The organism is Glutamicibacter sp. AGC84 (assembly GCF_053543575.1).
The window spans coordinates 77,046-102,044 of the sequence record NZ_JBLVOC010000006.1; the positions used below are offsets into that span (position 1 = coordinate 77,046).

Consider the following 24,999-nt stretch of genomic DNA (forward strand, 5'->3'; position numbering starts at 1 on the left):
CCAACACGTTTGTGACATCAAGAAAGTTGGCGCTTTGGCTTCGCAACCTGCCGCTACCCACGCGGCCACCATCGAGGATTTCACCCGCAACCTGGCTGCTGTCAACCAGAAGATCGCCGCGGCGGCGCTGGCCGCCGGCCGCGACGCTGGCTCAGTTCGGCTGCTGCCGGTCACCAAAACCATCGATTTCGATCGCTTGGCATTGGCCATTGCTGCCGGTGTGGACACGCTGGGGGAGAACAAGGTCCAAGAGGCCCAAGGCAAGTACGAGCACTTCTGCGAGGATTTCCCGCACCTGCGTTATGCGATTATCGGTCCCTTGCAGACCAACAAGGCGAAGTTCGTGGCGAAGTTCGCTGATGAATTCCATGCCTTGGACTCGCTGAAACTGGCACAGACCCTGCAACGCCGTTTGGAGGCAGAGGATCGGACGCTTGAAGTCTTCATCCAGGTCAATACCTCCGGCGAGGAAAGCAAATCAGGCATCGAAGCTGCCGGGGCAGCGGACTTGCTTGGCGGCTTGGCGCCGCTGGATCGCTTGACGCCAGTGGGTTTGATGACCATGGCCGCAAATACCAAGGACGAAGCATCCATCCGTGGCAGCTTTGCGTTGCTGCGCGAAACCCGTGACCAATTGCAACAGGATGCTCCTGAAAGCTTCCAGCACCTGTCCATGGGCATGAGCGGCGACTACGAGCTGGCCATCGCCGAGGGGGCCACCGTCGTGCGTGTAGGCCAGGGAATCTTCGGTGCCCGCGCCTACCCGGCCTAAGACGCTTCTGCGTCGCCACTGAGCTTCGTTGCAAGGGCAGCTGGCAAATCGCCAGCTGCCCTTGCTGCGCGTTCTCCACAGCCGGCCGCGCGTCGGCCAAACTGTGGGTGCCAGGGGCGACACTACATGTAGTGGTGCACACCGTGTACCCCGAACTACATGGAGGGTGCAGAACACGCCGACGAACATCTCACAAGAAGAATTTTTAACCCACAGCGGACTTCTGCCAACCTGTGGACAAAGGTCTCGAGTCCGCGAGAAATCGCGGTTTAATCGGGGGTTAATATCCACAGTTCCTGTGGACGTTGCCGTGGATGAATGACATACTTGTAATACATCATGTTGTGGCCGCTTGACCCGCCAAACACAAGATGTAGTATTGAACCCGTCGGTGCGGCTCGCACCAGAAGCACCTCGAAACAGTGGTTTTGAGGCATCCGAGAGGATGGCTAGGACTTTTCCGAAAATCCGGGATCCTAGCCGAAACAAAGACTTTTTAAAGGGGATCAGGGACATGGCCATCACGGTTTACACGAAGCCTTCCTGCGTTCAGTGCAACGCTACGTACCGCGCGCTGGATAAGAAGGGTGTCGAGTACAACAAGGTAGACATCTCTCAGGATGCGGCAGCCTTGGAGCACGTTCGTGGCTTGGGCTACATGCAGGCACCAGTCGTAATCACCGATGACGATCACTGGTCGGGCTTCCGCCCAGACAAGATCGAGCTGCTGGCTCCAGCCAACTAATCAAGAATTCCATCCGCTAGCTTGTAGTGGAGGCGAAAAGCAATGTCACCTGCAGCGCTTGCCGATAGGCAAAATGCTGAGGCCCAGGAACCGCTGGAACTCACCGATTCGAAACTGATCTATTTTTCATCTGTTTCGGAGAACACCAAGCGTTTCGTGGACAAACTTGAGATGGATGCCGCACGGATTCCGGTCTATGCGACCGAACCGCAGCTGATCTCAACTGCACCATACGTGCTGCTCATACCCACTTATGGCGGAGAGCGTGGCAAGCGCTCGATCATGCCGCAGATCATGAAGTTCCTGCGGCATGAAGCGAACCGCGTGAATCTTCGCGGCGTGATCGGTGCAGGGAACACAAACTTTGGCGAGTACTACTGCATTGCGGCAAAACGCATTGCCGAGAAATGCAACGTACCCGTGCTTTACACATTCGAAATTATGGGAACCTCAGAAGACGTTCTCAACGTCAAAGAAGGGCTTGAAACCTTTTGGACACCAGCGTCGCAGAACCGGCAGCAACGATGAATAGCTCAAAGGAGCTCCCAGCCCAGTTCCAGGGCTTGAGCTACAACGACCTCAACGCCATGCTGAACCTTTACGGACCAGATGGAAAGATCCAGTTTGAGGTGGACCGCTACGCGGCTCGCCAGTACTTCTTGGACCACGTGAACAACAACACCGTGTTCTTCCATGACCTCGATGAGAAGCTTGAATATCTGGTCAAGCACGAGTACTACGAGCGTGAAACCCTCGATCAGTACTCGATGAACTTCATCCGGGATTTGTTCAAGCACGCCTTCGGCAAGAAGTTCCGTTTCGAAACCTTCTTGGGCGCCTTCAAGTTCTACACCTCGTACACGCTGAAGACCTTCGATGGCAAGCGCTACCTGGAACGCTACGAAGACCGCGTATGCATGGTTGCCCTGCACCTGGCACGTGGCGATGAAAAGCTGGCCATGCACCTGGTCGATGAAATCATTGAAGGCCGCTTCCAGCCTGCCACCCCAACCTTCCTGAACGCCGGCAAAGCACAGCGTGGCGAACTCGTCTCCTGCTTCCTGCTGCGCATCGAAGACAACATGGAATCGATTGCCCGCGCAGTCAACTCGTCGCTTCAGCTGTCCAAGCGCGGAGGTGGCGTTGCCCTGTCGCTGACCAACCTGCGTGAGCACGGTGCGCCGATCAAGCAGATCGAGAACCAGTCTTCCGGCGTCATCCCGGTGATGAAGCTTCTTGAAGATTCCTTCTCCTATGCAAACCAGCTCGGTGCACGCCAGGGCGCAGGTGCCGTTTACCTGAACGCACACCACCCGGATATCTACCGCTTCTTGGACACCAAGCGCGAAAACGCTGATGAGAAGATCCGTATCAAGACCCTGTCCTTGGGTGTTGTTATTCCGGATGTCACCTTCGAGCTGGCTCGCAAGAACGAAGACATGTACCTGTTCAGCCCGTACGACGTCGAGCGCGTCTATGGCGTACCGTTCAGCGAAATCTCCGTCACCGAGAAGTACTACGAGATGGTAGACGACGCTCGGATCAAGAAGACGAAGATCAGCGCCCGCGAGTTCTTCCAGACCCTGGCCGAGATCCAGTTCGAGTCCGGTTACCCGTACATCATGTTCGAAGACACCGTGAACAAGGCCAACCCGATTGCCGGCCGCATCACCATGTCGAACCTGTGCTCGGAAATCCTCCAGGTTTCCTCCGCTTCGGAGTTCTCTGACGATCTGAGCTACAAGACCGTCGGCAAGGACATCTCCTGCAACCTCGGTTCGATGAACATCGCCAAGGCCATGGACGGCAAGGATCTGGCTACCTCGGTAGACATCGCCATCCGTGCCCTGAGCGCAGTCTCGGACATGTCCTACATCGCCTCGGTTCCTTCGATTGCTGACGGCAACAGCAAGTCGCACGCCATCGGCCTGGGCCAGATGAACCTGCACGGCTTCCTGGCCCGCGAGCACATCTACTACGGCTCCGAAGAAGGCATCGACTTCACCAATATCTACTTCTACACGATCCTGTTCCATGCACTGACTGCATCGAACAAGATCGCCATGGAGCGCGGCGAGACCTTCGATAACTTCGAGAACTCGAAGTACGCCTCCGGTGAATTCTTCGACAAGTACACCGAGCAGGAATGGGCTCCAGCTACCGAGCGCGTCCGCGAGCTGTTCGACGGCATGCAGATTCCTACCCAGGAAGACTGGAAGGCGCTGAAGGCTTCTGTCATGGAGCACGGCATCTACAACCAGAACTTGCAGGCAGTTCCTCCCACCGGTTCGATCTCGTACATCAACAACTCGACTTCCTCGATCCACCCGGTCGCAGCGAAGATCGAGATCCGCAAGGAAGGTAAGATCGGCCGCGTTTACTACCCGGCTCCTTACATGAACAACGAGAACATCGACTTCTACGAAGACGCTTACGAAATCGGCTACGAGAAGATCATTGACACCTACGCTGCCGCAACCCAGCACGTAGACCAGGGCCTGTCGCTGACCTTGTTCTTCAAGGACACTGTCACCACCCGTGACATCAACAAGGCTCAGATCTACGCATGGCGCAAGGGCATCAAGAGCCTGTACTACATCCGCCTTCGCCAGCTTGCGCTGGAAGGCACCGAGGTTGAAGGCTGCGTTTCCTGCGCACTGTAAGACCTTGATCCATTGACCGGTTGGCCGGGCAATGGCATCACGCAACAGCTGCCGCATGGTTTCGTCCAACGGCAGCTGTTGCATATCAAAACGACCTCAGATCGTGTCAGCGATCTGACAATAACTTGGGGCCTTGCTGTACAGGTGGCGTTCGAAAGAACGATAGAGTTGTAAGCAAAGTTCTTAATACGATTTAGCTTTTCGATGAGGGGCAATGACCGAGAAGATTCAGCTCACCAACAAGGTTGAGGCAATCAACTGGAACCGTATCCAGGACGACAAGGACGTAGAGGTCTGGAACCGTCTCGTCAATAACTTCTGGCTGCCGGAGAAGGTGCCGCTGTCCAACGACATCCAGTCGTGGGGAACCCTGACCGAAGACGAGAAGCTGCTGACCATGCGCGTCTTCACCGGTCTGACCCTGCTTGATACCTTGCAGGGCACCGTTGGCGCTGTTTCGCTGATTCCAGATGCGATCACCCCACACGAAGAAGCCGTGTACACCAACATTGCCTTCATGGAATCGGTACACGCAAAGAGCTACTCCTCGATCTTCTCGACCTTGGCATCGACCAAGGAAATCGACGAAGCCTTCCGCTGGTCCACTGAAAATGTGAACCTGCAGAAGAAGGCTCAGATCATTGAGAGCTACTACCACGGCGAAGATCCACTGAAGCGCAAGATTGCTTCGACCCTGCTCGAATCGTTCTTGTTCTACTCGGGCTTCTACCTGCCAATGCACTGGTCCTCGCATGCGAAGCTGACCAACACTGCAGACCTGATCCGCCTGATCATCCGCGACGAAGCTGTTCACGGTTACTACATCGGATACAAGTTCCAGAAGGGTCTGGAAAACGAGACCGAGGAGCGCAAGCAGGAGCTGAAGGACTACACCTTCGAGCTGATGTATGAACTGTACGAAAATGAAGTCCAGTACACCCACGATCTCTATGATCCGGTAGGCCTGTCCGAGGACGTCAAGAAGTTCTTGCACTACAACGCCAACAAGGCGCTGATGAACCTGGGCTATGAGGCAATGTTCCCGTCGACCGTGACCGATGTGTCGCCAGCGATTTTGGCTGCGTTGAGCCCGAACGCTGATGAGAACCACGACTTCTTCTCCGGTTCCGGTTCGTCGTACGTGATCGGCAAGGCAGTGAACACCGAAGACGAAGACTGGGATTTCTAATCTAGAAAATCTTCAGCCTAATTGGTGATGGCCAGCAGGCCTGGACTCATGCAGAGTCCGGGCCTGCTGGCATTTAAACAGTTCCGAACTTGACGTATCCGGCTGGGCTAACGGTACGTCAGCGGTGTACCGAGCAAGAACTTGGGGCTCCTGTGGTGTTGGAACCGCCAATAGTTATCACGTGCGAACCCGGTGCGTGGACAAATGTCCCGTTTCCGCGGTGAGCAGCGGTTATGAAATCTGGAACTCGTTCTCGCAGTATCCCCATTGAGGCAAGGACAACCGCCAGATCGCGGGGAATTATGGCTTGGGCGGAAGCAACCTGGCCCGCAACCGCAGATGAACGCGAACTGGCGAGATTTCGCAGGTATCGTGAGCAATGAGGTTTGACTAGCATCCACGCGAGTCCAGCCTCTTACGGCAAAAACTCCTTCGGGCACAAAAGCAGAAGAGAGCGACCTCAGCACGGCGGCCGAATAATCAGATCGCTGCATCATTATGGTTCTCTGCCAAAGCAAGAATGGGGGTCCAAATGCCTAGCTTGTCAGGCAAACTGGAGCGATTGAAACACCAATTATCGGGGCTTGGCGAGGTCTTTATTGTGCCTCCTGCTGAAGATGGATACGTATTCTTGCGGTATGCGGACTCCCAAGAGCTATATGCATTCGACTGCACTTTCGAAGAAGTGCTCAATCACGCGGTTCAATCTGGTGGCGAAGAGTTCTGGCCTCAACTGGAACCATTTGAAGCTCAAGTGGCGCTCTTCGCGGTGCACGTCATGGAAACGATCGAGACTGCGCCGGACAAGGCACGTATTTTGAGCTTTGGAGGCAGTGGTCTTGAGGCAGCGAAAGGTAAGCTGCCTGCGGCAGCGATTCGTGAAAACGAGTAACTTGAGTAGGCGTAATAGCAATCTCGGTATGCTTCCACAGAAGCATGCGTCGCCGTTGCCCTATTCGGAAGGACCGATCTCACATACGGGTCCGAAATTTTGCGCCTTCGCCGACGGCTCAGCCAAACTGGGGTCTGAAGACCGCGAGATGGACTCCAATCCGGAGCCGCAGAGGTGTTCGCTGTTGATGTGAACCGTGAACTTAAAGTGGGACTGTCTGCTGACCCGGCAGAGCGATACGCCAGTATTATTCGAGCGTCGACAGATGCGGATCCGCAATCAAGGTGAGTTACCTAGCCCATTGAATTGGAAATTCATGGGGATGCGACCACTCCGGCTATAGCCCAGCTTCGGTGGGTCCATAGTTATGCACAGCGGCGCAATCAACGCTCGGAGATAAATAGTAGATACTTAGACAGTACAGGTAGCTATAAATGCGGGGGAGTCAATGTGCAGATCGAATCCACTTCGGATGAACAGCGTTCATTGGACGACCAGCAGATTCAGCGGATTCGACGCAAGTCGATTTCCGTCCTCGCTGCGGGACAAATTCTTGGAGGTCTAGGCGGTGGCGCAACCCTGACTTTGGGGTCGCTGCTGATCGTAAGCATTTCCGGACTCGATGCATTGGCTGGCATGGCCGCGACCATGAATACTTTAGGTGCTGCCATCATGGCGTTGCCTTTGGCATTGCTTGCCCAGAAGTTCGGCCGGCGTATTTCGCTGTCGACCGGCGCATTGCTGGCAGCCAGCGGTGTTGTCGTCATCATTGCCGCAGCTTTTCTGAGATACTGGCCATTGCTGCTGCTTGGAATGCTGGTTCTGGGAACAGGTTCGGCAATGAACCTCCAATCTCGATTCGCCGCCACCGACTTGTCCACCACGGCTACACGAGGCCGTGACCTTTCCCTGGTTGTGTGGTCAACAACTGCGGGTGCAGTCATCGGCCCGAATTTATTTGAACCTGGAGAAGAGCTAGCGCAGTTCATTAGCCTTCCACCGTTTACCGGTGGCTTTCTTATTGCGATGTGCGCCCAGCTGGTAGGGGTTCTTGTTTATTGGCTGGGCTTGCGTCCCGATCCGTTGCAGATCGCACAGCGTCAGGCGGCTGCCCAAGCGAGTGAGGTTCAGCTTCGCCGCCGCGGCTGGAGCATCCTAAGAAACACTTCTGCTGCCAGGCGTGCCGTGCTTACCGTCGCCTTGACTCATCTTTATATGGTGTCCATGATGTCGATGACTCCAATTCACATGCAGCATCAAGGGGCAAGCCTCACGCTCATCGGGATCACCATTTCGGTCCATGTTGCGGGGATGTATGCGCTCTCACCAGTCTTTGGCTGGCTCACAGATATGCTAGGTCCACGAACGGTCATCTTTACCGGGCAGGCGTTGCTAGTTACCGCAAGCATCTTGGTATGGAGCAATGCAGAGAACCATACCGTGACAACTTTGGCGTTGCTTAGCCTAGGCCTCGGTTGGTCGGCGTCGACGGTTGCAGGCGCAACGATGATTACTGGATCAGTTGGCCTTGCCGAACGTCCGAAGTTGCAGGGCACGTCGGACCTCTGCATGAATCTGGCTGGTGTGCTTGGCGGTCTCACCGCTGGCCCAATTTTGGCAGCTGTAGGGTTCCGCGGACTGGCCGTGGTGCTGTTGATTTTCGCGATGTTCATGATCGCTGTGAATATGAAGTCTAATAGCGCTGGAACTGTTCACGAGTAGGCTGCAAATCCAATTCGGTAATAGGCATTTTCAAATGCAGGAGAGCATATTCATGGCAGGCAGAAGGCGGTCAATCAAAGTTGGGGGAGGGCCGGCTGGAATGGCCGCCGGTTTAATGCTTGCTCGCAGCGGTGTGCCAGTAGCGGTTTATGGCAAGCACGGTGAGTTCCTCAGGGACTTTCGCGGTGGCACCATCTGTCCGTCAACTTTGTACGTGCTCGATGAACTGGGACTGGTGGGCGAATTCGAAGAATCGGGTTCAGCAAAGTTACCCAGGCAAGTAGTCCGGTCTCCAACGGATCGCCGGTAACCGTTCCTAACCTGTCGCGAATGCAGCTCCCTTGTCGATTCATTGCCGTGGCGCCACAGTGGAGTTTCCGCAATCTACTAGCCCGTGCAGTTGATAGTCGAATTCCGAGCTGAATTCCGGCTGCCGATGCCGATAGCTGCTGCTTTCCGCTTGCCCCGAAGCAGACGGAACTGCCAGGTAGATTGCTTGGCGTTGGGGTTCTTCGGGAACGTCCTCCGGTCGAAGCCTGCAGCTAAGAACCGGTTAAAAGCAACAAAGGTGCAGTTCCAACCTTGCGGGGAACTACACCTTTGAAGAAAGTCTCTTAGCGAGCCTGGATGTTGGTTGCCTGTGGGCCCTTTGGACCAGCTTCCAGGGTGTACTCAACAGTCTGGCCCTCTTCGAGGCTACGGAAACCGAAGCTCTGGATTGCGCTGTAGTGTGCGAAGACGTCAGCCGATCCATCCGAAGGAGCGATGAAGCCGAAGCCCTTTTCAGCGTTGAACCATTTCACGGTGCCAGTGGCCATAGTGTTATATCCTTATTTATTGATTGGCCACGATGTGGCCTGGTTGCCGATCCGAAGTTCCGAATCGGAAAATTTAGGGGTTACCTCGCGCAGAGCTGCCGAGAACGATTCGCCTGCCGTCGATACGGAGAATCGAATACTGATTTTGCCGGTATCGGCCAAAACGGGGGTCGCTGCACTTGCTTAAACATCGTCGGATTCCAGGCTGCTAACGGGTAATGACCCCACGCTAGCGGAGTAGAACAAGGAATCCACAGAAAAGTGACGTACGGAGTCGTCGAGATGTTTTATCTGCAGTGAAGAAGAGAAGATGAAGAATTCGTTTCGATAGGAGCTCATTCGATCTGAAGATCGATGAACCGATTTGTAAAGCACAGACGATTTGTTGGCTGTGCTACAAATCCTACTGCTAACAATTACTGGCGGGGACTCACACCTGCAACCGTTGAGGTAACAAATCAAGCGTACCATTGATCGCTGGTCCGTGGGGCGTGATGCGTGATACTTGGGCGTTTTGGCAATGCAAATCGTTGCATCGACATTCGTTATTTGTTTGTTGACTAGTGTTTTAGTAAATATTATTTTTCCGGAAAATTGATGCGGGCTATTTTCATGCTCACCCTGCGGCCCTGGCTCTACCCCGTTTGGGCCGGTGCCCGAAGGGGTAGAGCCAGCAGTTACGGATTCGCTTGCGCCTGGACCTTAGCTAGCTGATGTCCGAGCAGATCCGCATTTATGGCTGCTCCGGCGATCGTTCCGGCTGCGGCTGCTGCCATGACCATCGCACCTAGGTTGCTGGCATTCCCTGCCGCATAAACCCCTGGCAGGGCTGTGGCACCCATTTCATTGACCTGGATGAAGGTGCCAAGCGGGTGCTCGGCAAGCTGTCCGCCGAGCTTCAGATAGAGCGAGGCTTGTGCGTTCATTCGGCTTGCTACGACCAGAGCTTGAGCGCTGATCTTCTGGCCGTCTGCCAGTGTGACTGAATCCAGAGTCCCTTGGGTATCGAAATCGATTGCTTTCACTGGCTGCTCAACCACCGGTATTCCCAATGCGGCAAGTGTCGCGCGATTTTCATCATTCAATGCATCCGGGGTGTGGTTGACGAAGGTGATCTTCGAGCTGAGCTGGCTGAACATCATTGCTTGGTGCGTGCTCATGGGGCCGATTCCGAGTACCAGGATCTCCTGGTCACGCACTTCCCAGCCGTGGCAGTATGCGCAATGGATCGCGGTATCACCCCATGCTTGGGCCAGCCCCGGAATCGACGGCAAATCATCAATGAGGCCCGTTGCCAGCACGATTCTTTCGGCACTAAAGGTATTCCCTGCAGCAGAGACGCTGAATCCGGTGTCCAGCGAACCGGTGAGGTTCTCCACCCCGCCTTCGATGATCCGCGCACCATAGCCAATCGCTTCCTGCCGTCCGCGGGCCAGGAGGTCCAGCGGGTTGATGCCCTCGTTTCCCAGAACGTTGTGGGCATGCTGCGCTGCCGCGTTTCGCGGATTTCCCTCGTCGATGACCAGGACGGTACGCCGTGAGCGGCCCAATGTGACTGCGGCCGCGAGCCCGGCACTGCCGCCGCCGATAATGATCGCTTCGAAATGTTCCATGATTCCTCTCCCTGCTATTTGTGATGTTGTGTCCACGGTATCGACGTTTTGCGCTGTGGGGTGTACCGTTTTGCGCATGACGCAAGAATTTGAAGTTGACCAAGTCATCCGCCAGCGCATAAGAACGTTGCGGCAGAACCTAGGCTGGTCGTTGGAATCGTTGGCGAGCAAGGCTTCCCTGAGCGTTTCCACGCTCAGCAGGATTGAAACGGGAGGCCGGCGTATTGCCCTTGACCAGCTGGTTCCAATAGCCAAGGCACTGAATACCAGCTTGGATGAGCTCGTATCGACCTCTGAAGCCGAGATTATTATCCGCCCGGAGCCGATTTCGATGCCCGGGATAACCATGTGGAAGCTGTCCACCGATGACGCAGTTAACGGGGTGAATGTGTCGAAAATGCGTTTCGACCCTTCGCAGGCGCCTGCTCCCACCGAGCTGCGTATTCATCCGGGCAAGGAATGGTTCACAGTGCTCCTCGGAGAAATCCAGCTAAAGCTAGGAGATCGCACCTATCACGTGAAGGCGGGGCAATCTGCGCAGTTCGACACAATGACTCCTCATGCCCTGTGGGCGGTCAATGGCATTGCCGAGGTGCTCGGAATCATGGATCATGCAGGCCAACGAGCCCATGAGCACGACACAGCCAGCTAGTTTAGTGATTTCAATTACTCTTGGATAACCTGAGGGCAGAGTATTGAACACTGCGAGGCCAGGAGGGCAACGATGACGCACCAGCTCAACGAGGAGCTTGAACAGGTCCTAGCTGATGGCAATTTCTATTTCGAAGCACTCGGTGAAGGTCGCTATCGATCGTCGTGGCATTCCCAAGGTGCGTGGAATCCCCAGGAGCAGCACATGGGTCCTGCCTCTGGAATCTTGGCCTACGCCTTGGAAAATTTCCAGCCTCGTGAAGACATGCGCATCGCACGGATCAGCTATGAGATCCATGGCCTTATTCACGCCGGAGAATTCGAGATCTCAACGCGAATGGTCCGTCCCGGCCGGACGATCGAATTGATCGAGGCCGAAATGACGGCCAAGGGCCGCACCAGCATCGTTGCGCGCGCATGGCGGGTGATTACGGGTGACACCAGTGCTGTTGCAGGGGTTGAAGACAAGGAAATCCCAGGCCCAGAGGCCTGCGCGGTGCGCGAAATCAGTGAGCAGTGGCCCGGCGGCTACATCAAATCCATCGAGATGCGCGCCAATGATGAGCTGCGGCCGGGTCGAGGTTTTGCGTGGCTGCGTACTCCTCATGACCTCGTCGACACAGGAGACGCCACAGCGTTGTCCAGCTTGGTGGGAATGATCGACACGGCAAACGGTGTGGTGCCGCGCGTGGATCCGGGGGAAGGAACCTGGATCTACCCGAACGTGGATCTGCAGATCCACATGTACCGCAAGCCCGAGGGCAAGTGGCTGGGCCTGGATGTCCAGCAGAGCTTCGGCACTGACGGCATCGGCCTGACCTCAACGGTATTGCACGATGAAGCAGGCCCTTTCGGCCGTGCTGAACAGATCCTGACGGTCCGTTCGCGCTAGCTCGATGCGCCGGTTGAAAGCTTGGCCAGCAGCTTCTTGAGCTCAGGCTTGGACTTCAGCGTGAACTGGCGCTGGCGGTACTTTTCCCGGTCTGCACCGTGGGCCCGGAAAAGTGCATAGCCGCGCTTGACCAAGAACAGGACCGGTTTCCGGCGCTGTGCTACATCGCGCACGAACCGTCGAAGAGCAGTTACCAATGCCGGTTCGTCCACGTAATACGCTTGGACGTTAATGCCCTTGGCGCGCAGCGGCTCAAGAATTTCGTAGAGGAAGATGCCTTCGGCGACAATCGGCCCGTCTGCGCAAGCGATTTCACGATGCCCGTTGTAGCTCGAGGTCGTGATCGAGTAGTTAGGGACCCGAGTGGTACCAAGGTAGAGCAAATCATCGATAGCCTGCAGTGCGGCTTCCTGATTCCAGGTAGCCGAATTGTCCCAATCGATTTCGCCGTAACCGGTACGGGGGAAATCAACGGGATTCCCGTCTTCGCTGATCTGGCGGTAGAACTCGTCCAGCGGCAGGTGGGGTCGGCCGAATTTCGACGCGAGATAGGACTTGCCGGAGCCGGACGGTCCGCCGATCAGGATGACAGGGGTAGAAGAATTTGGCACGCCTTTTATTATGGCCCAGAAACCTCGGCCATCGGCAATCGGATGCTGTGACATCTGCTCCGCCTGGAGCGAATTGCTGAATTAGACTCAGATTTATGAGTTTGTGGAACCCCCAGTCAGATGCGCCGTTATCTGTGGAAATCGAAAATCCTAGCGGAGACCCGGCTGCTGACCTAGAACGTGGAGTGCAACTGCTGCGCAGCGTCCAATCTGGCGAAAGCGGCGCGCTGCTACGGCTCTATCGTCCGGACCCGACCCTGGCCTTCGGCCAGCGCGATGTGCGGCTAGAGGGCTATGAGGCGGCTCGTGACGTAGCGCAGCAGCAAGGCTTTGCTCCCTTGGTGCGCAAAGCTGGAGGCCGGGCCGCCGCGTATCACCGGGGTACATTGATCGTTGATCATATTGAGCCCGAAGCCGAGGCGGTGATGCGCCAGCAGAATCGCTTCGAGGTCTTCGCGAGGGTGTATGCCAACGCTTTCCAGCGCCTTGGCGTGAATGCGCAAGTCGGGCCAATCCCGGGGGAGTATTGCCCGGGAGATCATTCGGTGCATGGCCTCCCTGATGGGAAATCGCCGCGCAACTATCCAGTGAAGCTGGTAGGCACAGCTCAGCGTGTGGTTTCCGGGGCATGGCTGTTCTCTTCGGTCTTTGTTGTCGAGGATTCCGCGCCGTTGCGGCAAGTCCTCGATGGGGTCTACCAAGCAATGGGCATTCCAATGGATCCCACGACGGTAGGCGCGGCTAATGATCTGCTCGCCGCTGTCACCACCGAAGCATTTATTTCAGCGCTGCTCGACGAATATGGCGAGCACGCCACGCTGCAAGGCATCTAGCACAGCTTAAAAAAGAATCGGCACCCGATACGGGTGCCGATTTTGGTTCGCGGCCGGATCTAGGCGCCGACTCGCTCAACAACCTCGTCAATGCGCGGGTTGGTGGCTGCGGTGCCGTCCGGGAAGATCAGGGTTGGCACGGTTTGGTTGCCGTTGTTGAACGCCTCGACGATCTCTGCGGTGCCTTCGACTTCTTCGATATTCACCTCGGTGTATGCGACACCCTTCTGGTCCATCAGGCGCTTGAGGTTGCGGCAGTAGCCGCACCAGCTGGTGGTGAACATGGTGACTCCGCCGGCAGCGGGAACGTACTGGTCAAGCTTCAATTCGTTGCTCATACATGGTGTAACGGCAATGATGTTTACTTTGTTCCCGGAGGGGTAGAAAAAGTTCGCTGGATTCTTTTGCTCCGCTCGCTAGACTGGGGAGCAGATTTTCCTTGATGCCGGTTCTAAGGGGTAGGCGATGTGCGGACGATATGTGATGGCCAAAGCCATCGGCGATCTGGTGGCAGAGGCCGAGGCGGAAGCAGACGCCAATCTGGAACTGCGCCAGTCCTGGAACATTGCTCCGACTACCGACGTGCCGGTTGTGCTCGAGCGGCTGATCGACGATGAGCTGCACCGCCAGATCCATGTAGCACGGTGGGGGCTGGTGCCAGGATGGGCCAAGGAGCTCGCGGTCGGGGTGCGCGCCTTCAATGCGCGCAGCGAGACGGCCAGCACCAAGCCGACCTTCCGTTCGGCGGTGAAGAAGCGCCGTGCCGTCGTCCCAGTGGAAGGGTATTACGAATGGAAAAAGGAAGGCAGCAAAAAGCGCCCCTTCTACGTGCATCGCGAGGATGGAAAGCTGATCTTCTTCGCCGGCCTCTACGAATGGTGGAAGGACCAGGACGGGTCCTGGATTCTTTCCACCTCGATCATGACCATGGATTCACCTTCGGCGGAAGAGCCCGGGGTGCTCGGCGAACTTGCGGGCCTGCATGATCGCCTGCCCATTCCGTTGGGCAAGGAGATGATGGGCCGGTGGATGAACCCTGCCGAGGAAGACGGTGAAGGGCTGATCGAGCAGATTCGCGCCGAAGCTTTCGATGTGGCTTCCCAATGGACCATGCATGAGGTCGATACCGCTGTTGGCAATGTGCGCAATAATTCGCCGGAGCTGATTGCGGCGCACAGCAACTCGCTGTTTTAGCCGCGGATGGCTGAGCCGCTGGGCTTGGACCCGAGCCGGAACCCCAGGTAGCTGCTGGCCAGCAGGGTTCCTGCCACAAGTCCCAGCTCGCCCATGACGTGGGCTGCGCTGTCAGGAACGAATGCTGCTTCGCTCAGCGGGGCATAGGCGAACCAGCCGAAGGTTCGAACCTGGTTGTAGTCCCATAGCAGTGCTCCGATGCCACCTGCTGCCAACAGCAGCCCGGCGATCAGGAACCAGGCCTTGAACCGAGCGAGCTGGCGAAGCGATAAGCCGCCGGCAACCCCCAGCGCGCCAACGCCGAGCAAAGCCAGCACCCAACCGAGAACTTCGGCGGGACCCGGGCCAAAGTAGATTTCAGAGTCTTCGACCAGCGGTACATAGGATCCAGAGTAGAAAACTACTTCTTGTTGACTGTCCCACCACAGCACGACGATGCCGACGATGATGAATACTGCTGCGCCCAGGAATAAGGCAGTGGCGGACTTGTAGCGTTTATCTGAAGGCATGTATTTAATCTTGCCATCACCAGATGTTTTGCGCATCAACTTTAAACACGAGCGGCAGCCGGCTCTAAAGGCCTGCTGCCGCTCGATGCGTGGTGCTTAGTGACCGCGCTTGATCCATTCATCCAGGTTCGGCGCTTCTGCACCGATGGAGGTGGCATCGCCGTGGCCGGTATTGACCACGGTTTCAGCTGGCAGGACCAGCAGCTTGGTGCGGATCGACTCGACGATCGTCTCGAAGCTGGAGTAGCTGCGACCGGTAGCACCCGGGCCGCCGTTGAACAGGGTGTCGCCGCTGAACAGTACACCGAGGTCTTCAGCGTAGAAGCAGGTTGAGCCCGGAGAGTGCCCCGGGGTGTGCAGGGCGGTCAGCGTGGTGCCGGCGATGGTGAATGAATCGCCTTCGCTGATTTCTGCGTCCACATCGCGCTCGGGGTAGACAGCTTCCCAGAGCATGCGGTCTTCCGGGTTCAAGAACAGCGGTGCATCCACGGCGTCGGCGAATTCGCCAGCCGCGCGGATGTGGTCATCGTGCCCGTGGGTAAGCAGCACGGCCATGACTTCTCGATCGCCCACAGCTTCGCGGATCTTGGCTACATCATGTGCCGGGTCGATGACCATCACCTCGGAATCATCGCCGACGATCCAGACGTTGTTATCGACATCCCACGTCCCGCCATCCAGGGAGAAGGTGCCGGAAGTGACGACGTTCTCGATGCGGGCGGCCACTAGAGCTCCACCACCGAACGAAGCACGGTGCCTTCATGCATCTTGGTGAACGCGTCTTCGATTTCATCGATCGTGATGCGTTCGGTGACAAAGGCATCCAGATCCAGGCGGCCGAGCTTGTACTGCTCGACGAGCATCGGGAAGTCGTGGCTTGGCAGGCAGTCGCCGTACCACGAGCTCTTCAGCGAGCCGCCGCGGCCGAAGACATCGAGCAGCGGCAGCTCGAGCTTCATCTCCGGAGTTGGCACGCCTACCAATACGACGCGGCCAGCAAGATCGCGGGCGTAGAAGGCCTGCTTGTAGGTTTCCGGGCGGCCCACCGCGTCGATGACGACGTCAGCGCCGAAGCCGCCGGTCAGCGCCTGGATGGCTTCCACGGCGTCGACCTTGGAGGAATCCACGGTGTGGGTGGCGCCGAACTTCTTGGCGCCTTCCAGCTTGTCCGGGTTCACGTCCACCGCGATGATGGTGGTTGCGCCGGCCAGCTGCGCGCCGGCGATGGCAGCAGCGCCCACGCCACCGCAACCGATCACTGCGACGGACTCGCCGCGCTTGATCTCGCCGGTATTGATCGCTGCCCCGATGCCGGCCATGACACCGCAACCGAGCAGGCCTACTGCGGCCGGGTCGGCTTCTTCATCCACGATGGTGCACTGGCCGGAGTGGACCAGGGTCTTTTCGGCGAAGGACCCGATGCCCAGCGCCGGGGAAAGCTCGGTGCCATCTTCCAGGGTCATCTTCTGGGTGGCATTGAAGGTGTTGAAGCAGTACTTCGGCTCGCCCTTGGCGCAAGCGCGGCACTGGCCGCAGACTGCACGCCAGTTCAGGATCACGCGGTCGCCGACCTTGACGTTGGTGACGTTCTCGCCGATCTGGCTGACTACTGCGGTGGACTCGTGGCCCAGCAGGTACGGGTACTCGTCGCCAATTCCGCCGAGCTTGTAGTGCAGGTCGGTGTGGCAGACACCGGTGGTGAGCACATCGACAACTACTTCTCCGGGACCCGGATCCGGAACGATGATGTCTACGACCTCTACGGGTGCGTCCTTGACGCGGGAAATAACGGCTTTGACCTTATGGGACATGGGATTTAGCTCCTGGAACGATTGGCTAGTGCTCTCTCGATGCTATCGGTGTCTCAGGTGCTAATCGAGCATTCGAGACACAATGACGCAGGCAGTTTCGCGCAGAGCCAATTTGTGCAGGTCGATCACGGGTTGCCCCCGGAATGGATGTGACGGGGCAGGAGTGCTGCATCCAGCTCAAACACCGCTGAGCAGGAGGACAGCGCCTAGGCCGGAACCCAGTGCTCGCGCGGCATTGGCCCTGATCCACCGTGGCTCATATTTCGCCCAAGCCAACGAATTCTGTTCCAGTCGCCGATTGAGCGGAACATTGACTCCGATGGTGAGCAGGGCACCGCTAAGCACCAGTGCCGCTCCGATCGATATGCGGATATTCTCGTGGACGATGGAGAGGGCAAGGCATCCAGTGCTGGCGAGCAAGCCGAGGAAGAACAAGCTCAGGAATGGGGGCCGTTGGGCGTATCTGTTCACGTGGACCATGAACGTGCTTGCGGAGCGATTATCCATTCGCGCTAACGCAGGGAAGACCACGAGGGTGAAGGAAACGTAGAATCCGGCAATGATCAAGCCGGTGGCAATTGTCAGCAGCGGCAGGAAAATAGTAAGCAACGGCAGGTTCATGATTTCATTCAACAGATGTTGGGCTGGATTTTGAATGCTCAAGGCTCGACAATGCATACGCAATCGTCCAGAGTGGTGGCGTGAGACCCGATGCATTTTTCCCTTCTGGCCCACGGGCTCGTGAAGCCTTCATTCTCCGCATGTGCATGGAGGGCCAGTGGAGTGTTGCTGTTCGCGATCATTGCCCGCTGACGATTTTGGCGGTGCGCTCGGGATCCTGCAGGGTGCAACGAGGACAAAAGTCCGTGGTGGCGCGGCAAGGGGAACTGGTCGTCATTTGCGGATCAGCCTCCTATGAGGTTCGCTCGGCCAGCGCCCAGACCCTTCCGGGCGCGGCGCCTTGTAATTATGCCATTGCCCCGGGCCAGCAATGCCTGGGGCCATCGGGCCGAGCCATGGTCCAAGAGTTGCGCCATGGGGTGCGTGCATGGGGCAATTCGCCTAATGGCCCCGACCAGCTACTGGTTGGCACCTTCACTACGACCAGCGCTGTCGCTGATCTTGTCTGCGAGGGTACCGATCTGGCAGTTATCGATGACGACGCGGCGTGGCGATGGGCTGAACTGCTGGCGACCGAAGCCGAAAGTGCGGGTCCCGCCCAGCAGGTGGTATTGGACCGGCTGCTGGATATTCTGGCGATCTGCGCCTTGCAGCACTTGCCGGGAACCAGGGTGCTTCGCTCGGCGGCGCCAGGCATTGGGGTGGCGGTGGGGGCGATGTGGGCGCAACCAGCTAGAGCGTGGAGCGTGGAGGGGCTGGCCAGAACAGCTGCGATGTCCCGTTCGGCTTTTTCGCCAGCCTTCCGCCAGGCCATGGGCACCGCACCCATGGGGTACCTCACCAAATTGCGTCTGGCATTGGCTCATGATGCGCTGCTCGCCAGCGATGCACCGCTGTCGCAGATTGCCCGGGATGTCGGATATTCTTCACCCTTTGCGCTCAGCGCTGCCTTTCGCAGGGCTTATTCAACCAGTCCGTCGGCGCTGAGATCCGCTGCACTTGGCTAACCCAAACTGTCGGTCGCGCTGACTAGTGTAACTGTCATTCGAACACGTGTTCGAATAGAATGGTTCTACTAAGTAAGGAGTGCACACGTGGGGATGTTCACCGAGTCGATCGAGGTTACTCGTGCAGCTGATGGAATGCCGTTGCGCGTGAGCTGGCAAGGGCAGGGCTATCGCTTGGTGGCCGAGCCTCAGCGCTGGTTCGAACGCCGCAAATGGTGGGATGAAAACCTGCGGATTCCTCGCGGCGCCGGTGCGGGGATTGCCGACTATGAGATGTGGCGCCTGCAACTGGTCGCGGTGCGCGGATCCCGGCAAGTGCACAGCGTTGATGTGAGTTTTGATGCGCAAACCGAACGGTGGCGTCTGGTGCGTGTGCATGAGTCGCTGGCCCGCAGCGCCTAATTCCCCTGCAGGGGAACATATATTCGAAGGACCTCCATGAGCTTCACCCACCTGAACGTCAGTTCTTCCTATAGCGCCCACTACGGAGTCTCGCACCCAAAGCGGCTGGCCCAAGCGGCCAAAGCGCAGGGTGCCCAGATGCTCGCGCTGACTGACCGGGATGGGCTCTATGGAACGGTCAAGCATGTGGCGGCCTGCATGGCAGAAGGGCTGCACCCGATTCTCGGGGTGAACCTTGCCGTGCTCGATAACCACGGAGAAACCCAAGGGCGGATTGTCCTGCTGGCCCGTGGGCGCTGCAATGGCGCAGGGTATGCGGCGCTGTGCCGAGCCATCACCCTCGCGCACAGCACTGCGCACGGGGTTCCGGGGCTGAAAACCGAGCAGCTGGCACACCTGGGTGCTGCCGGGAACCTGATGATCCTGCTCGGCGGCGAATCAGACGTGGCCCGCGCAATCCTCAAGGGAAGCTACGCCCAAGCCCGGGCACTGCTTGCCAGCTGGAAGAAGCGGCTGGGAAAGATGCTGCGAGTGGAAATCACCACGCACCTCTCCAGCCCTGGATCGCGCTACAGCCTCGGTGAAGCAGCCCGCTTGCTGCGCTACGCCCAGGAGCGGGGGATCAGGGCCGTGCTCACCAACGCCGTGCGCTACGTGGACCCCGATGGAGCGGTTACCGCAGACATCCTGGACTCGGCGCGCGCCCTGCATAGCCTGAAGAACCTGGACTCCTGCCAACCCAATGGCCAAGGGTGGCTGAAAACCCCGCCCCAGATGCGCCAGCTGGCCAAGGAGATCGGCCAAGCCACAGAAAGGAGCTGGGCGCAGCAGCTTTTGCGGGAAACTGAAGCGCTCGCCGAATGGGCAGCGGCGGACCCGGTAGCCGATCTTGGATGGAAGCAGCCGGTGATCCCCGAAGCGAAGATCATCGGCCTGCACCGTCCGGCCATGCAAGAACTCACCGAGCGAGTCCATGCAGCGGTGCCTGGGCTCTTGCCGCACGCCAATCCCAGCCTCATTGAAAGACAGCTGGCTCTGGAACTTGGGGTGATCGACCGGCTGGACTTCGCCGGGTATTTCCTGACCGTCGCCGAAACCGTCAAGCTGATCACCGGCATGGGAATCCGCGTGGCCGCCCGCGGCTCCGGTGCTTCCTCGCTGGTGAACTACCTGCTGGGCATCAGCCAGGTGAACCCGCTGGCCCACGACCTGGTGTTCGAACGCTTCCTCTCCGATACCCGCACCACCCTGCCGGATATCGACATCGACGTGGAATCCGCACGCCGCCACGAGATCTACCGCGAGATCTTCTCCAGCTTCGGGGAAGAGCGCGTCAGCCTGATGAGCATGCAGAACGCCTACCGTGCGCGCGGCGCGGTCCGTGATGCAGGAGCCGCCCTCGGGGTAGAGCAGGAGCAGGTGGATGAGATCGCGAAGCAGCTCTGGCGCTTCTCCGCATCCTCTTTCCGCGAAGCGCTCACCGAGAAGCCGGAGCTGGCCGCATTGGCAGAACGCATTACCGATGACACCCAGCTCGATATCCTCATCGACGCTACCGAGCGCCTGGACCGGCTGCCCCGGCATATCTCCATGCACCCCTGCGGGGTGATCCTCTCCGACGCGAGCCTGCTGGACCGCACCCCGGTCCAGCCCTCGGGCATCGGACTGCAGATGAGCCAGTTCGACAAGCATGACATGGACCTGATGGGCTTGATCAAGCTCGACGTGCTCGGTGTGCGCATGCAATCGGCCATCGCCTACACGCTCGAGGAGATCGCCCGCATGCACCCGGATAAGCAAGCGGCCGCCCGCGCCGGAGGGCACGCCGACGACAGCTATATCTCCGCTACCGGAGCGATAGACCTGTCCAGGGTGCCACTGGATGACGAACCAACTTTCGAATTGATCCGCTCCACCCATACGCTGGGCTGCTTCCAGATCGAATCCCCGGGGCAGCGCGAACTGATCGGCAAGCTCGCGCCCCGAGAATTCAACGACCTGATCATCGATATTTCCCTGTTCCGCCCGGGTCCCATGCAGTCGAATATGGTCAAGCCCTACCTGGAGCACCGCCACGGATTCGCCCCTGCCCAATACCTGCACGAGGATCTGATTCCGGCGCTCGCCGAAACCCACGGGGTGACCGTCTTCCATGAACAGGTGCTGCGCATGCTTGATGTGCTCACCGGATGCGGATTGGGCATGGCCGATGTCTACCGGCGCCTGCTGGGCAACCCGGAGAAGGAACCAGCCGTAGAACGTTATGTGCGCGCTGAAGCGGCCAAGCGCGGTTATAGCCAGGAAACCATTGACCAAGTCTGGGAGGTGCTCTCCGGCTTCGGCTCCTTCGGATTCTGCAAGGCCCACGGGGCTGCCTTTGCCGTACCCACCTACCACTCAGCCTGGCTCAAGGCGCACCACCCCGAAGCTTTCCTTGCCGGGATCTGGGAGCACGACCCGGGCATGTACCCCAAGCGGCTGCTGGTTGCCGAAGCACGCAGAATGGGCGTTCCCATCCTTCCGCTGGATATCAACCGATCCACCGGGCACTACCGAGTCGAACAAATATTCGAATCCGCTCCAGCGAAAGTTCCTGTGGTGCCCCGCGCACCCAGCTCGCTGCGCCCTGGGCGCTATGGAATCCGTCTGGCCTTCCGCGATATCCACCAGATGAGCGAACGCGAAGTACAACGCCTGGTCGCAGGCCAGCCCTATGAGCACCTCGCCGATGTCCGCGCCCGCGCAGGACTCTCGCGACGCACCTACCAGAACCTTGCAGCACTCGGAGTGTTCGATTCCCTATTGGCCGGGACCTCCCGTGCCGACACGATCGCCCACACGCAATCCATGGCGCACAGCTCCCTTCCGGCCAAATACCGGCCGGGACCCGGGCAACTTGCCCTGGATCTGGGGCAGATCGAATATATCGACCAGACCGGCAAAGCACTGGATCCCGCGGAAGTAGTACGTACCGAATTGGACCTCATGCATCTGGACGCCAGCGAGCATCTGATCACCTCGTACCGCCAACGGCTGGCGCACCTGCCCATTACGCAGGCAGCCGAGCTGCTGCACCTGCGCAACGGAACCGAAGTTCTGGTCGCCGGAGTACGGGTGGCCACTCAGACTCCTCCCATGCGCGGAGGCAAGCGTGTGGTCTTCATTTCCGTGGATGATGGGACTGGCTGCATCGACGCCACCTTCTTCGATGACACGCAGCAGCGCACAGCGCCCTTGCTCTTCTCCACACGCATGCTGCTCATCCACGGGGTCACACGCCGTACCGGACCGCGCGGCATCTCCCTCCAAGCGCTGAACGCCTGGGACCTGCATCAGCCGGAGACCCTGCCTGCTGCAGGCTACCTCGCGGAGCTCACCCGGCCGCAACCAAACTATCGGCCAAACCTCGGCGAGGGAGCACGCAAGATCGAAAGTGTCGGGGAACTTGCCAAACGGATGGAAGCTGAAGGCCTGGACCAGAGAGGGGCCTGATGAGCTAGTTCGCTGACAGGGTTTACCTAACAGATACATCGGGTCCAATAGGAGAGATACCTGATGTGAGGGGAGAACGGGCGTAAGCGCAGATGATTGGTGGCTCACTGCAGCTGCACTATCCCAAACAGTTTGGAACGTGCTCGAAGGCAAAGATCCGCAAAGAGGAATTCGTGACTACGACTTCATCTACTTCGATGAAGATACGTCCTGGGAGGCCGAAGATGCGCTCATTCGTGGAGCCAAAGTACTCTTCAAGGGCATGGACGCAGAAATCGAAGTACGCAACGGAGCATGCGTCCAACTTTGGTACGAAGAGCCCTTTGGGGCGCCGGCTATTCCATTCCTCAGCGTCACGGACGCCATCGACCATTTCGCAGCGAAGGCCTGCTGCTTTGCAGGCACTAGTGATGAGCCTGGGCAAATTAGCACCTATGAACACTGGCCTGAACGGGAGGCATCAAGGAAGATCACTGAAAACTGATAATTCTCAAACCGAGGAAACATGCCCATCGGCGTCGACGACAAATGATGGGTTGTGCACAAAATCCCAGCGGAAGCCATCCGGATCAGCCACACAAGCACTCTTGCCACCCCACGGCTGCACCGTCGGTTCGGTGACAGAAGTCGCTCCCGCATCCAGCGCTCGCCGGTAGTGTCGGTCCACTTCTGCGTCAGAGTGCACGTTGTGTCCCAGTGAGATCGGTGGCGCCAGCTGGCTATGCCCGACGTCGCCGTACTCGCTGGGTATCTGCTTCACATCCCAGAAGGCGAGCATCAAGCCATAGCCGGCACGGACAAAAGCGATTTCCGGGTGGGCTGGCTGAACCAGCTCAAACCCCAGGCCCTCGGTGTAGAACTTCGTGGAAGCACCGACATCGCGCACTCCGAGGGTAATGGCACTGATGACAGGTGGGGCCGGTTTGTTCATATTCCTAGGGTAGGAGGGGTTGAAAATGAAAGCCATGGGTTAGCGGATCTTCCAAGACTTTTCCTGCCTCCTTATAGATAGATCCATTGCTCGTTGCGCAGCGCTTGATACCTCGCCTGGGCAACTGCATCGTCGGCTTGGTGCGTCAACGCAGAAGCATGGCGGTATCTTTTTTCGCTGCTGAAGATTCGCTTCCGGGCTGATCGCTTGAGCCGGGAATCGCTGGGCGACGTGGGATCGGAATTCACTTTGGATACTCCTATTCGGTGGAGGCCGTTGGGGCGGGGGATTGTTGAGGGGCGGATGCGCTGGTGAGTTCGGGCGATGCCGCCATCCAATGCTCAGGACGGGGTATGCGCCGTACCTGCGGTGAGAGCCAGGCCAAGACTGCTGCTAAGGAAACGAATGCCCCGAAAAATATCAGCGTTGGTCCCATGCCGACCGATTCCAGACCAAATCCGGTAAGCAGCGGAGATAAGGGCAAAGCGGCCAGTGCCATAAAGGTGATTAGGGAATTAGCGCGCCCAGACATTTGCTTCGGAATGGAGGCCATGAAGTATCCACCCACCGCAGCGTTGAGAGCTGGAACGCTGAGGAAGCTGATCATCAGCATGGTCCCCATCCAGAGCAGGTTCGTATTAAACCCGATGAGCAGCATGGCTACACCCAAAATGGTGAGACAGGTGCAGGTCAATAAACCACTGCGGAATTTATCGATGAGCTTCGTTGCGACCAACGATCCGAGCAGCATTCCAGCGCCCATGAAGGTAGAAGTTAACCCGATAACCCAGGGTTCTTCGGAACGCTGTTGAAGTCCGTAGATCAGCGTTGTCATCAGCCCGTTGACGCCGATGTTGACGACCGTAATCAAAATCAGCAGAGCGCGCAGCTGTGGCCGGGAAAAGCACCAGTGCATGCCTGCCAGAATTCCGTGGGCCACTTCCTCTTCGGAATCATTGCTGGTGCCATTGGAATCTTGCCCAGATAGCTTGGCTGCCCGCAATGGACGACGCAGTGCAAATCCACTGGCCGCAGCGATCAGATTCAGGACACTGACGATGAGCAGGGCAATGCCACCGCCTAATCCCAGAAGCACGCCGCCCAGGGGAGCGGAGCCGAGCATCAGCACCGAGTCGCGGCCTTGATTCGCCGCCATCGCGCGGCCGAGCTGTTTGGGGTGTACAAGATCCTTTAGGGCGGCATTAGTTGTCGACCCAAAGTACCCGCCGCGCAGTTCCATAAGGATGTGGGCAAGGCATAAGGAGGCAACCGGCAGTGAACCGACGCTGCTGCCCAGGGCCATGGCTGCCGTGATTGCAGCACCGGCGAAACTTCCTATGAGAATCATCCGAGCCTTGTCGGTACGATCCGCCATGGCTCCGCCGGCCAAAATTACGCTCGCCCGTGCTGCCATTCCCACTGCGGCCAGGGTTCCGGCCAAAACCGGGGACCCCGTAGCGGACAGCAAGATCAAAGGAAAGATGAACCCGTAAATACTGCCCGACAGCAAAGCCGTTGAGTCCGCCAGCAGCCACATCCGGTAGTTGCGCTGCACGCGCAAAGGCGGCAAAGGCTCCGTGATAATCGCTGTGGTGCCTGATGGATCGTTGGCCTGGATGCTGGTCATGGCA

Annotated in this window: 25 protein-coding genes and 1 pseudogene; 16 read left to right on the forward strand and 10 right to left on the reverse strand. The window is 58.0% G+C overall.

Going from position 1 to position 24,999, the window contains the following annotated elements; all coding sequences use genetic code 11:
• From ACNPN0_RS04285 to ACNPN0_RS04320, 8 genes are all read left to right on the forward strand, one after another.
• Positions 1-772 (forward strand): YggS family pyridoxal phosphate-dependent enzyme (locus tag ACNPN0_RS04285; protein ID WP_448938846.1); only part of this gene is annotated, 772 nt, incomplete at its 5' end.
• A 514-nt stretch (positions 773-1,286) separates the two neighbouring features.
• Entirely contained in the window at positions 1,287-1,517 is a 231-nt protein-coding gene (nrdH, locus tag ACNPN0_RS04290) for a glutaredoxin-like protein NrdH (protein WP_013349130.1), read from the forward strand.
• A 42-nt stretch (positions 1,518-1,559) separates the two neighbouring features.
• Positions 1,560-2,045 (forward strand): class Ib ribonucleoside-diphosphate reductase assembly flavoprotein NrdI, encoded by a 486-nt coding sequence (gene nrdI, locus ACNPN0_RS04295; protein ID WP_105658531.1) that lies wholly within the window; start codon positions 1,560-1,562, stop codon positions 2,043-2,045.
• Complete coding sequence (nrdE, locus tag ACNPN0_RS04300) at positions 2,042-4,180, forward strand: class 1b ribonucleoside-diphosphate reductase subunit alpha (protein WP_105658532.1); 2,139 nt, start codon at positions 2,042-2,044, stop codon at positions 4,178-4,180. Before nrdI ends, nrdE begins: the two co-directional genes overlap by 4 nt.
• A 214-nt stretch (positions 4,181-4,394) precedes the next feature.
• Positions 4,395-5,369 (forward strand): class 1b ribonucleoside-diphosphate reductase subunit beta, encoded by a 975-nt coding sequence (nrdF, locus tag ACNPN0_RS04305; RefSeq protein WP_105658533.1) that lies wholly within the window; start codon positions 4,395-4,397, stop codon positions 5,367-5,369.
• 532 nt (positions 5,370-5,901) lie between these two features.
• Positions 5,902-6,261 carry a hypothetical protein gene (locus ACNPN0_RS04310; RefSeq protein ID WP_133833298.1) on the forward strand — a complete coding sequence of 120 codons (360 nt, stop codon included), beginning with the start codon at positions 5,902-5,904 and terminating at the stop codon, positions 6,259-6,261.
• A 450-nt stretch (positions 6,262-6,711) separates the two neighbouring features.
• Positions 6,712-7,983, forward strand: coding sequence for an MFS transporter (locus ACNPN0_RS04315; protein WP_400289280.1), 1,272 nt, complete (start codon positions 6,712-6,714; stop codon positions 7,981-7,983).
• A gap of 52 nt (positions 7,984-8,035) precedes the next feature.
• On the forward strand, positions 8,036-8,293 hold the full coding sequence (locus tag ACNPN0_RS04320; protein ID WP_448937302.1) for an FAD-dependent monooxygenase: 258 nt from the start codon (positions 8,036-8,038) through the stop codon (positions 8,291-8,293).
• Between the two features lie 304 nt (positions 8,294-8,597).
• Here ACNPN0_RS04320 and ACNPN0_RS04325 read toward each other — a convergent pair whose 3' ends face one another.
• Together ACNPN0_RS04325 and ACNPN0_RS04330 are read right to left on the reverse strand one after the other, a co-directional pair.
• A complete protein-coding gene (locus ACNPN0_RS04325; protein ID WP_013349123.1) occupies positions 8,598-8,801 on the reverse strand; it encodes a cold-shock protein in 204 nt (67 codons plus the stop codon).
• 677 nt (positions 8,802-9,478) lie between these two features.
• A complete protein-coding gene (locus ACNPN0_RS04330) occupies positions 9,479-10,414 on the reverse strand; it encodes an NAD(P)/FAD-dependent oxidoreductase (RefSeq protein ID WP_400289275.1) in 936 nt (311 codons plus the stop codon).
• 76 nt (positions 10,415-10,490) lie between these two features.
• On the opposite strand from ACNPN0_RS04330, the gene ACNPN0_RS04335 reads away from it, so the two are divergent.
• Both ACNPN0_RS04335 and ACNPN0_RS04340 read left to right on the forward strand, forming a co-directional pair.
• Entirely contained in the window at positions 10,491-11,066 is a 576-nt protein-coding gene (locus tag ACNPN0_RS04335; RefSeq protein WP_332595150.1) for a helix-turn-helix domain-containing protein, read from the forward strand.
• A 72-nt stretch (positions 11,067-11,138) separates the two neighbouring features.
• Positions 11,139-11,957 (forward strand): thioesterase family protein, encoded by an 819-nt coding sequence (locus ACNPN0_RS04340; protein WP_105658249.1) that lies wholly within the window; start codon positions 11,139-11,141, stop codon positions 11,955-11,957.
• Here ACNPN0_RS04340 and ACNPN0_RS04345 read toward each other — a convergent pair.
• Positions 11,954-12,568, reverse strand: a complete 615-nt coding sequence (locus ACNPN0_RS04345; RefSeq protein WP_400289273.1) for a uridine kinase — start codon at positions 12,566-12,568, stop codon at positions 11,954-11,956. The genes ACNPN0_RS04340 and ACNPN0_RS04345 overlap by 4 nt on opposite strands.
• Before the next feature lie 95 nt (positions 12,569-12,663).
• Here ACNPN0_RS04345 and ACNPN0_RS04350 point away from each other — a divergent pair, with 95 nt between their 5' ends.
• On the forward strand, positions 12,664-13,401 hold the full coding sequence (locus tag ACNPN0_RS04350) for a lipoate--protein ligase family protein (RefSeq protein ID WP_448937294.1): 738 nt from the start codon (positions 12,664-12,666) through the stop codon (positions 13,399-13,401).
• A 59-nt stretch (positions 13,402-13,460) separates the two neighbouring features.
• Here ACNPN0_RS04350 and ACNPN0_RS04355 read toward each other — a convergent pair whose 3' ends face one another.
• Positions 13,461-13,739, reverse strand: a complete 279-nt coding sequence (locus ACNPN0_RS04355) for a glutaredoxin domain-containing protein (RefSeq protein WP_105658252.1) — start codon at positions 13,737-13,739, stop codon at positions 13,461-13,463.
• Positions 13,740-13,866: 127 nt separating this feature from the next.
• On the opposite strand from ACNPN0_RS04355, the gene ACNPN0_RS04360 reads away from it, so the two are divergent.
• The gene (locus ACNPN0_RS04360) at positions 13,867-14,595 is read left to right on the forward strand and encodes an SOS response-associated peptidase (protein WP_105658253.1); all 729 of its coding nucleotides are present in this window, start codon (positions 13,867-13,869) and stop codon (positions 14,593-14,595) included.
• Here ACNPN0_RS04360 and ACNPN0_RS04365 read toward each other — a convergent pair.
• The 4 genes from ACNPN0_RS04365 to ACNPN0_RS04380 all read right to left on the reverse strand — a co-directional run bounded on the left by ACNPN0_RS04365 (position 14,592) and on the right by ACNPN0_RS04380 (position 17,536).
• The gene (locus ACNPN0_RS04365; protein WP_105658254.1) at positions 14,592-15,104 is read right to left on the reverse strand and encodes a hypothetical protein; all 513 of its coding nucleotides are present in this window, start codon (positions 15,102-15,104) and stop codon (positions 14,592-14,594) included. The genes ACNPN0_RS04360 and ACNPN0_RS04365 overlap by 4 nt on opposite strands.
• A 96-nt stretch (positions 15,105-15,200) precedes the next feature.
• The gene (locus ACNPN0_RS04370; RefSeq protein ID WP_105658255.1) at positions 15,201-15,830 is read right to left on the reverse strand and encodes an MBL fold metallo-hydrolase; all 630 of its coding nucleotides are present in this window, start codon (positions 15,828-15,830) and stop codon (positions 15,201-15,203) included.
• Positions 15,830-16,915, reverse strand: coding sequence for an S-(hydroxymethyl)mycothiol dehydrogenase (locus tag ACNPN0_RS04375; RefSeq protein ID WP_105658256.1), 1,086 nt, complete (start codon positions 16,913-16,915; stop codon positions 15,830-15,832). Before ACNPN0_RS04375 ends, ACNPN0_RS04370 begins: the two co-directional genes overlap by 1 nt.
• A 177-nt stretch (positions 16,916-17,092) precedes the next feature.
• The gene (locus ACNPN0_RS04380; protein WP_181148903.1) at positions 17,093-17,536 is read right to left on the reverse strand and encodes a DUF1772 domain-containing protein; all 444 of its coding nucleotides are present in this window, start codon (positions 17,534-17,536) and stop codon (positions 17,093-17,095) included.
• Between the two features lie 80 nt (positions 17,537-17,616).
• Here ACNPN0_RS04380 and ACNPN0_RS04385 point away from each other — a divergent pair, with 80 nt between their 5' ends.
• The 4 genes and pseudogenes from ACNPN0_RS04385 to ACNPN0_RS04400 all read left to right on the forward strand — a co-directional run.
• The gene (locus ACNPN0_RS04385; RefSeq protein ID WP_448937295.1) at positions 17,617-18,543 is read left to right on the forward strand and encodes an AraC family transcriptional regulator; all 927 of its coding nucleotides are present in this window, start codon (positions 17,617-17,619) and stop codon (positions 18,541-18,543) included.
• Between the two features lie 93 nt (positions 18,544-18,636).
• Positions 18,637-18,945 carry a hypothetical protein gene (locus ACNPN0_RS04390; protein WP_286134296.1) on the forward strand — a complete coding sequence of 103 codons (309 nt, stop codon included), beginning with the start codon at positions 18,637-18,639 and terminating at the stop codon, positions 18,943-18,945.
• A gap of 36 nt (positions 18,946-18,981) precedes the next feature.
• On the forward strand, positions 18,982-22,437 hold the full coding sequence (locus tag ACNPN0_RS04395) for a DNA polymerase III subunit alpha (protein ID WP_448937296.1): 3,456 nt from the start codon (positions 18,982-18,984) through the stop codon (positions 22,435-22,437).
• Between the two features lie 103 nt (positions 22,438-22,540).
• Positions 22,541-22,921 (forward strand): annotated as a pseudogene (locus ACNPN0_RS04400) (nucleotidyltransferase family protein); the annotation flags it as partial.
• Between the two features lie 6 nt (positions 22,922-22,927).
• On the opposite strand, the gene ACNPN0_RS04405 reads toward ACNPN0_RS04400, so the two are convergent.
• Positions 22,928-23,368: a VOC family protein gene (locus tag ACNPN0_RS04405; protein ID WP_448937297.1), complete on the reverse strand. Its 441-nt coding sequence runs from the start codon at positions 23,366-23,368 to the stop codon at positions 22,928-22,930.
• A 259-nt stretch (positions 23,369-23,627) separates the two neighbouring features.
• Positions 23,628-24,995 carry an MFS transporter gene (locus ACNPN0_RS04410; RefSeq protein WP_448937298.1) on the reverse strand — a complete coding sequence of 456 codons (1,368 nt, stop codon included), beginning with the start codon at positions 24,993-24,995 and terminating at the stop codon, positions 23,628-23,630.
• Positions 24,996-24,999: the final 4 nt, after the last annotated feature.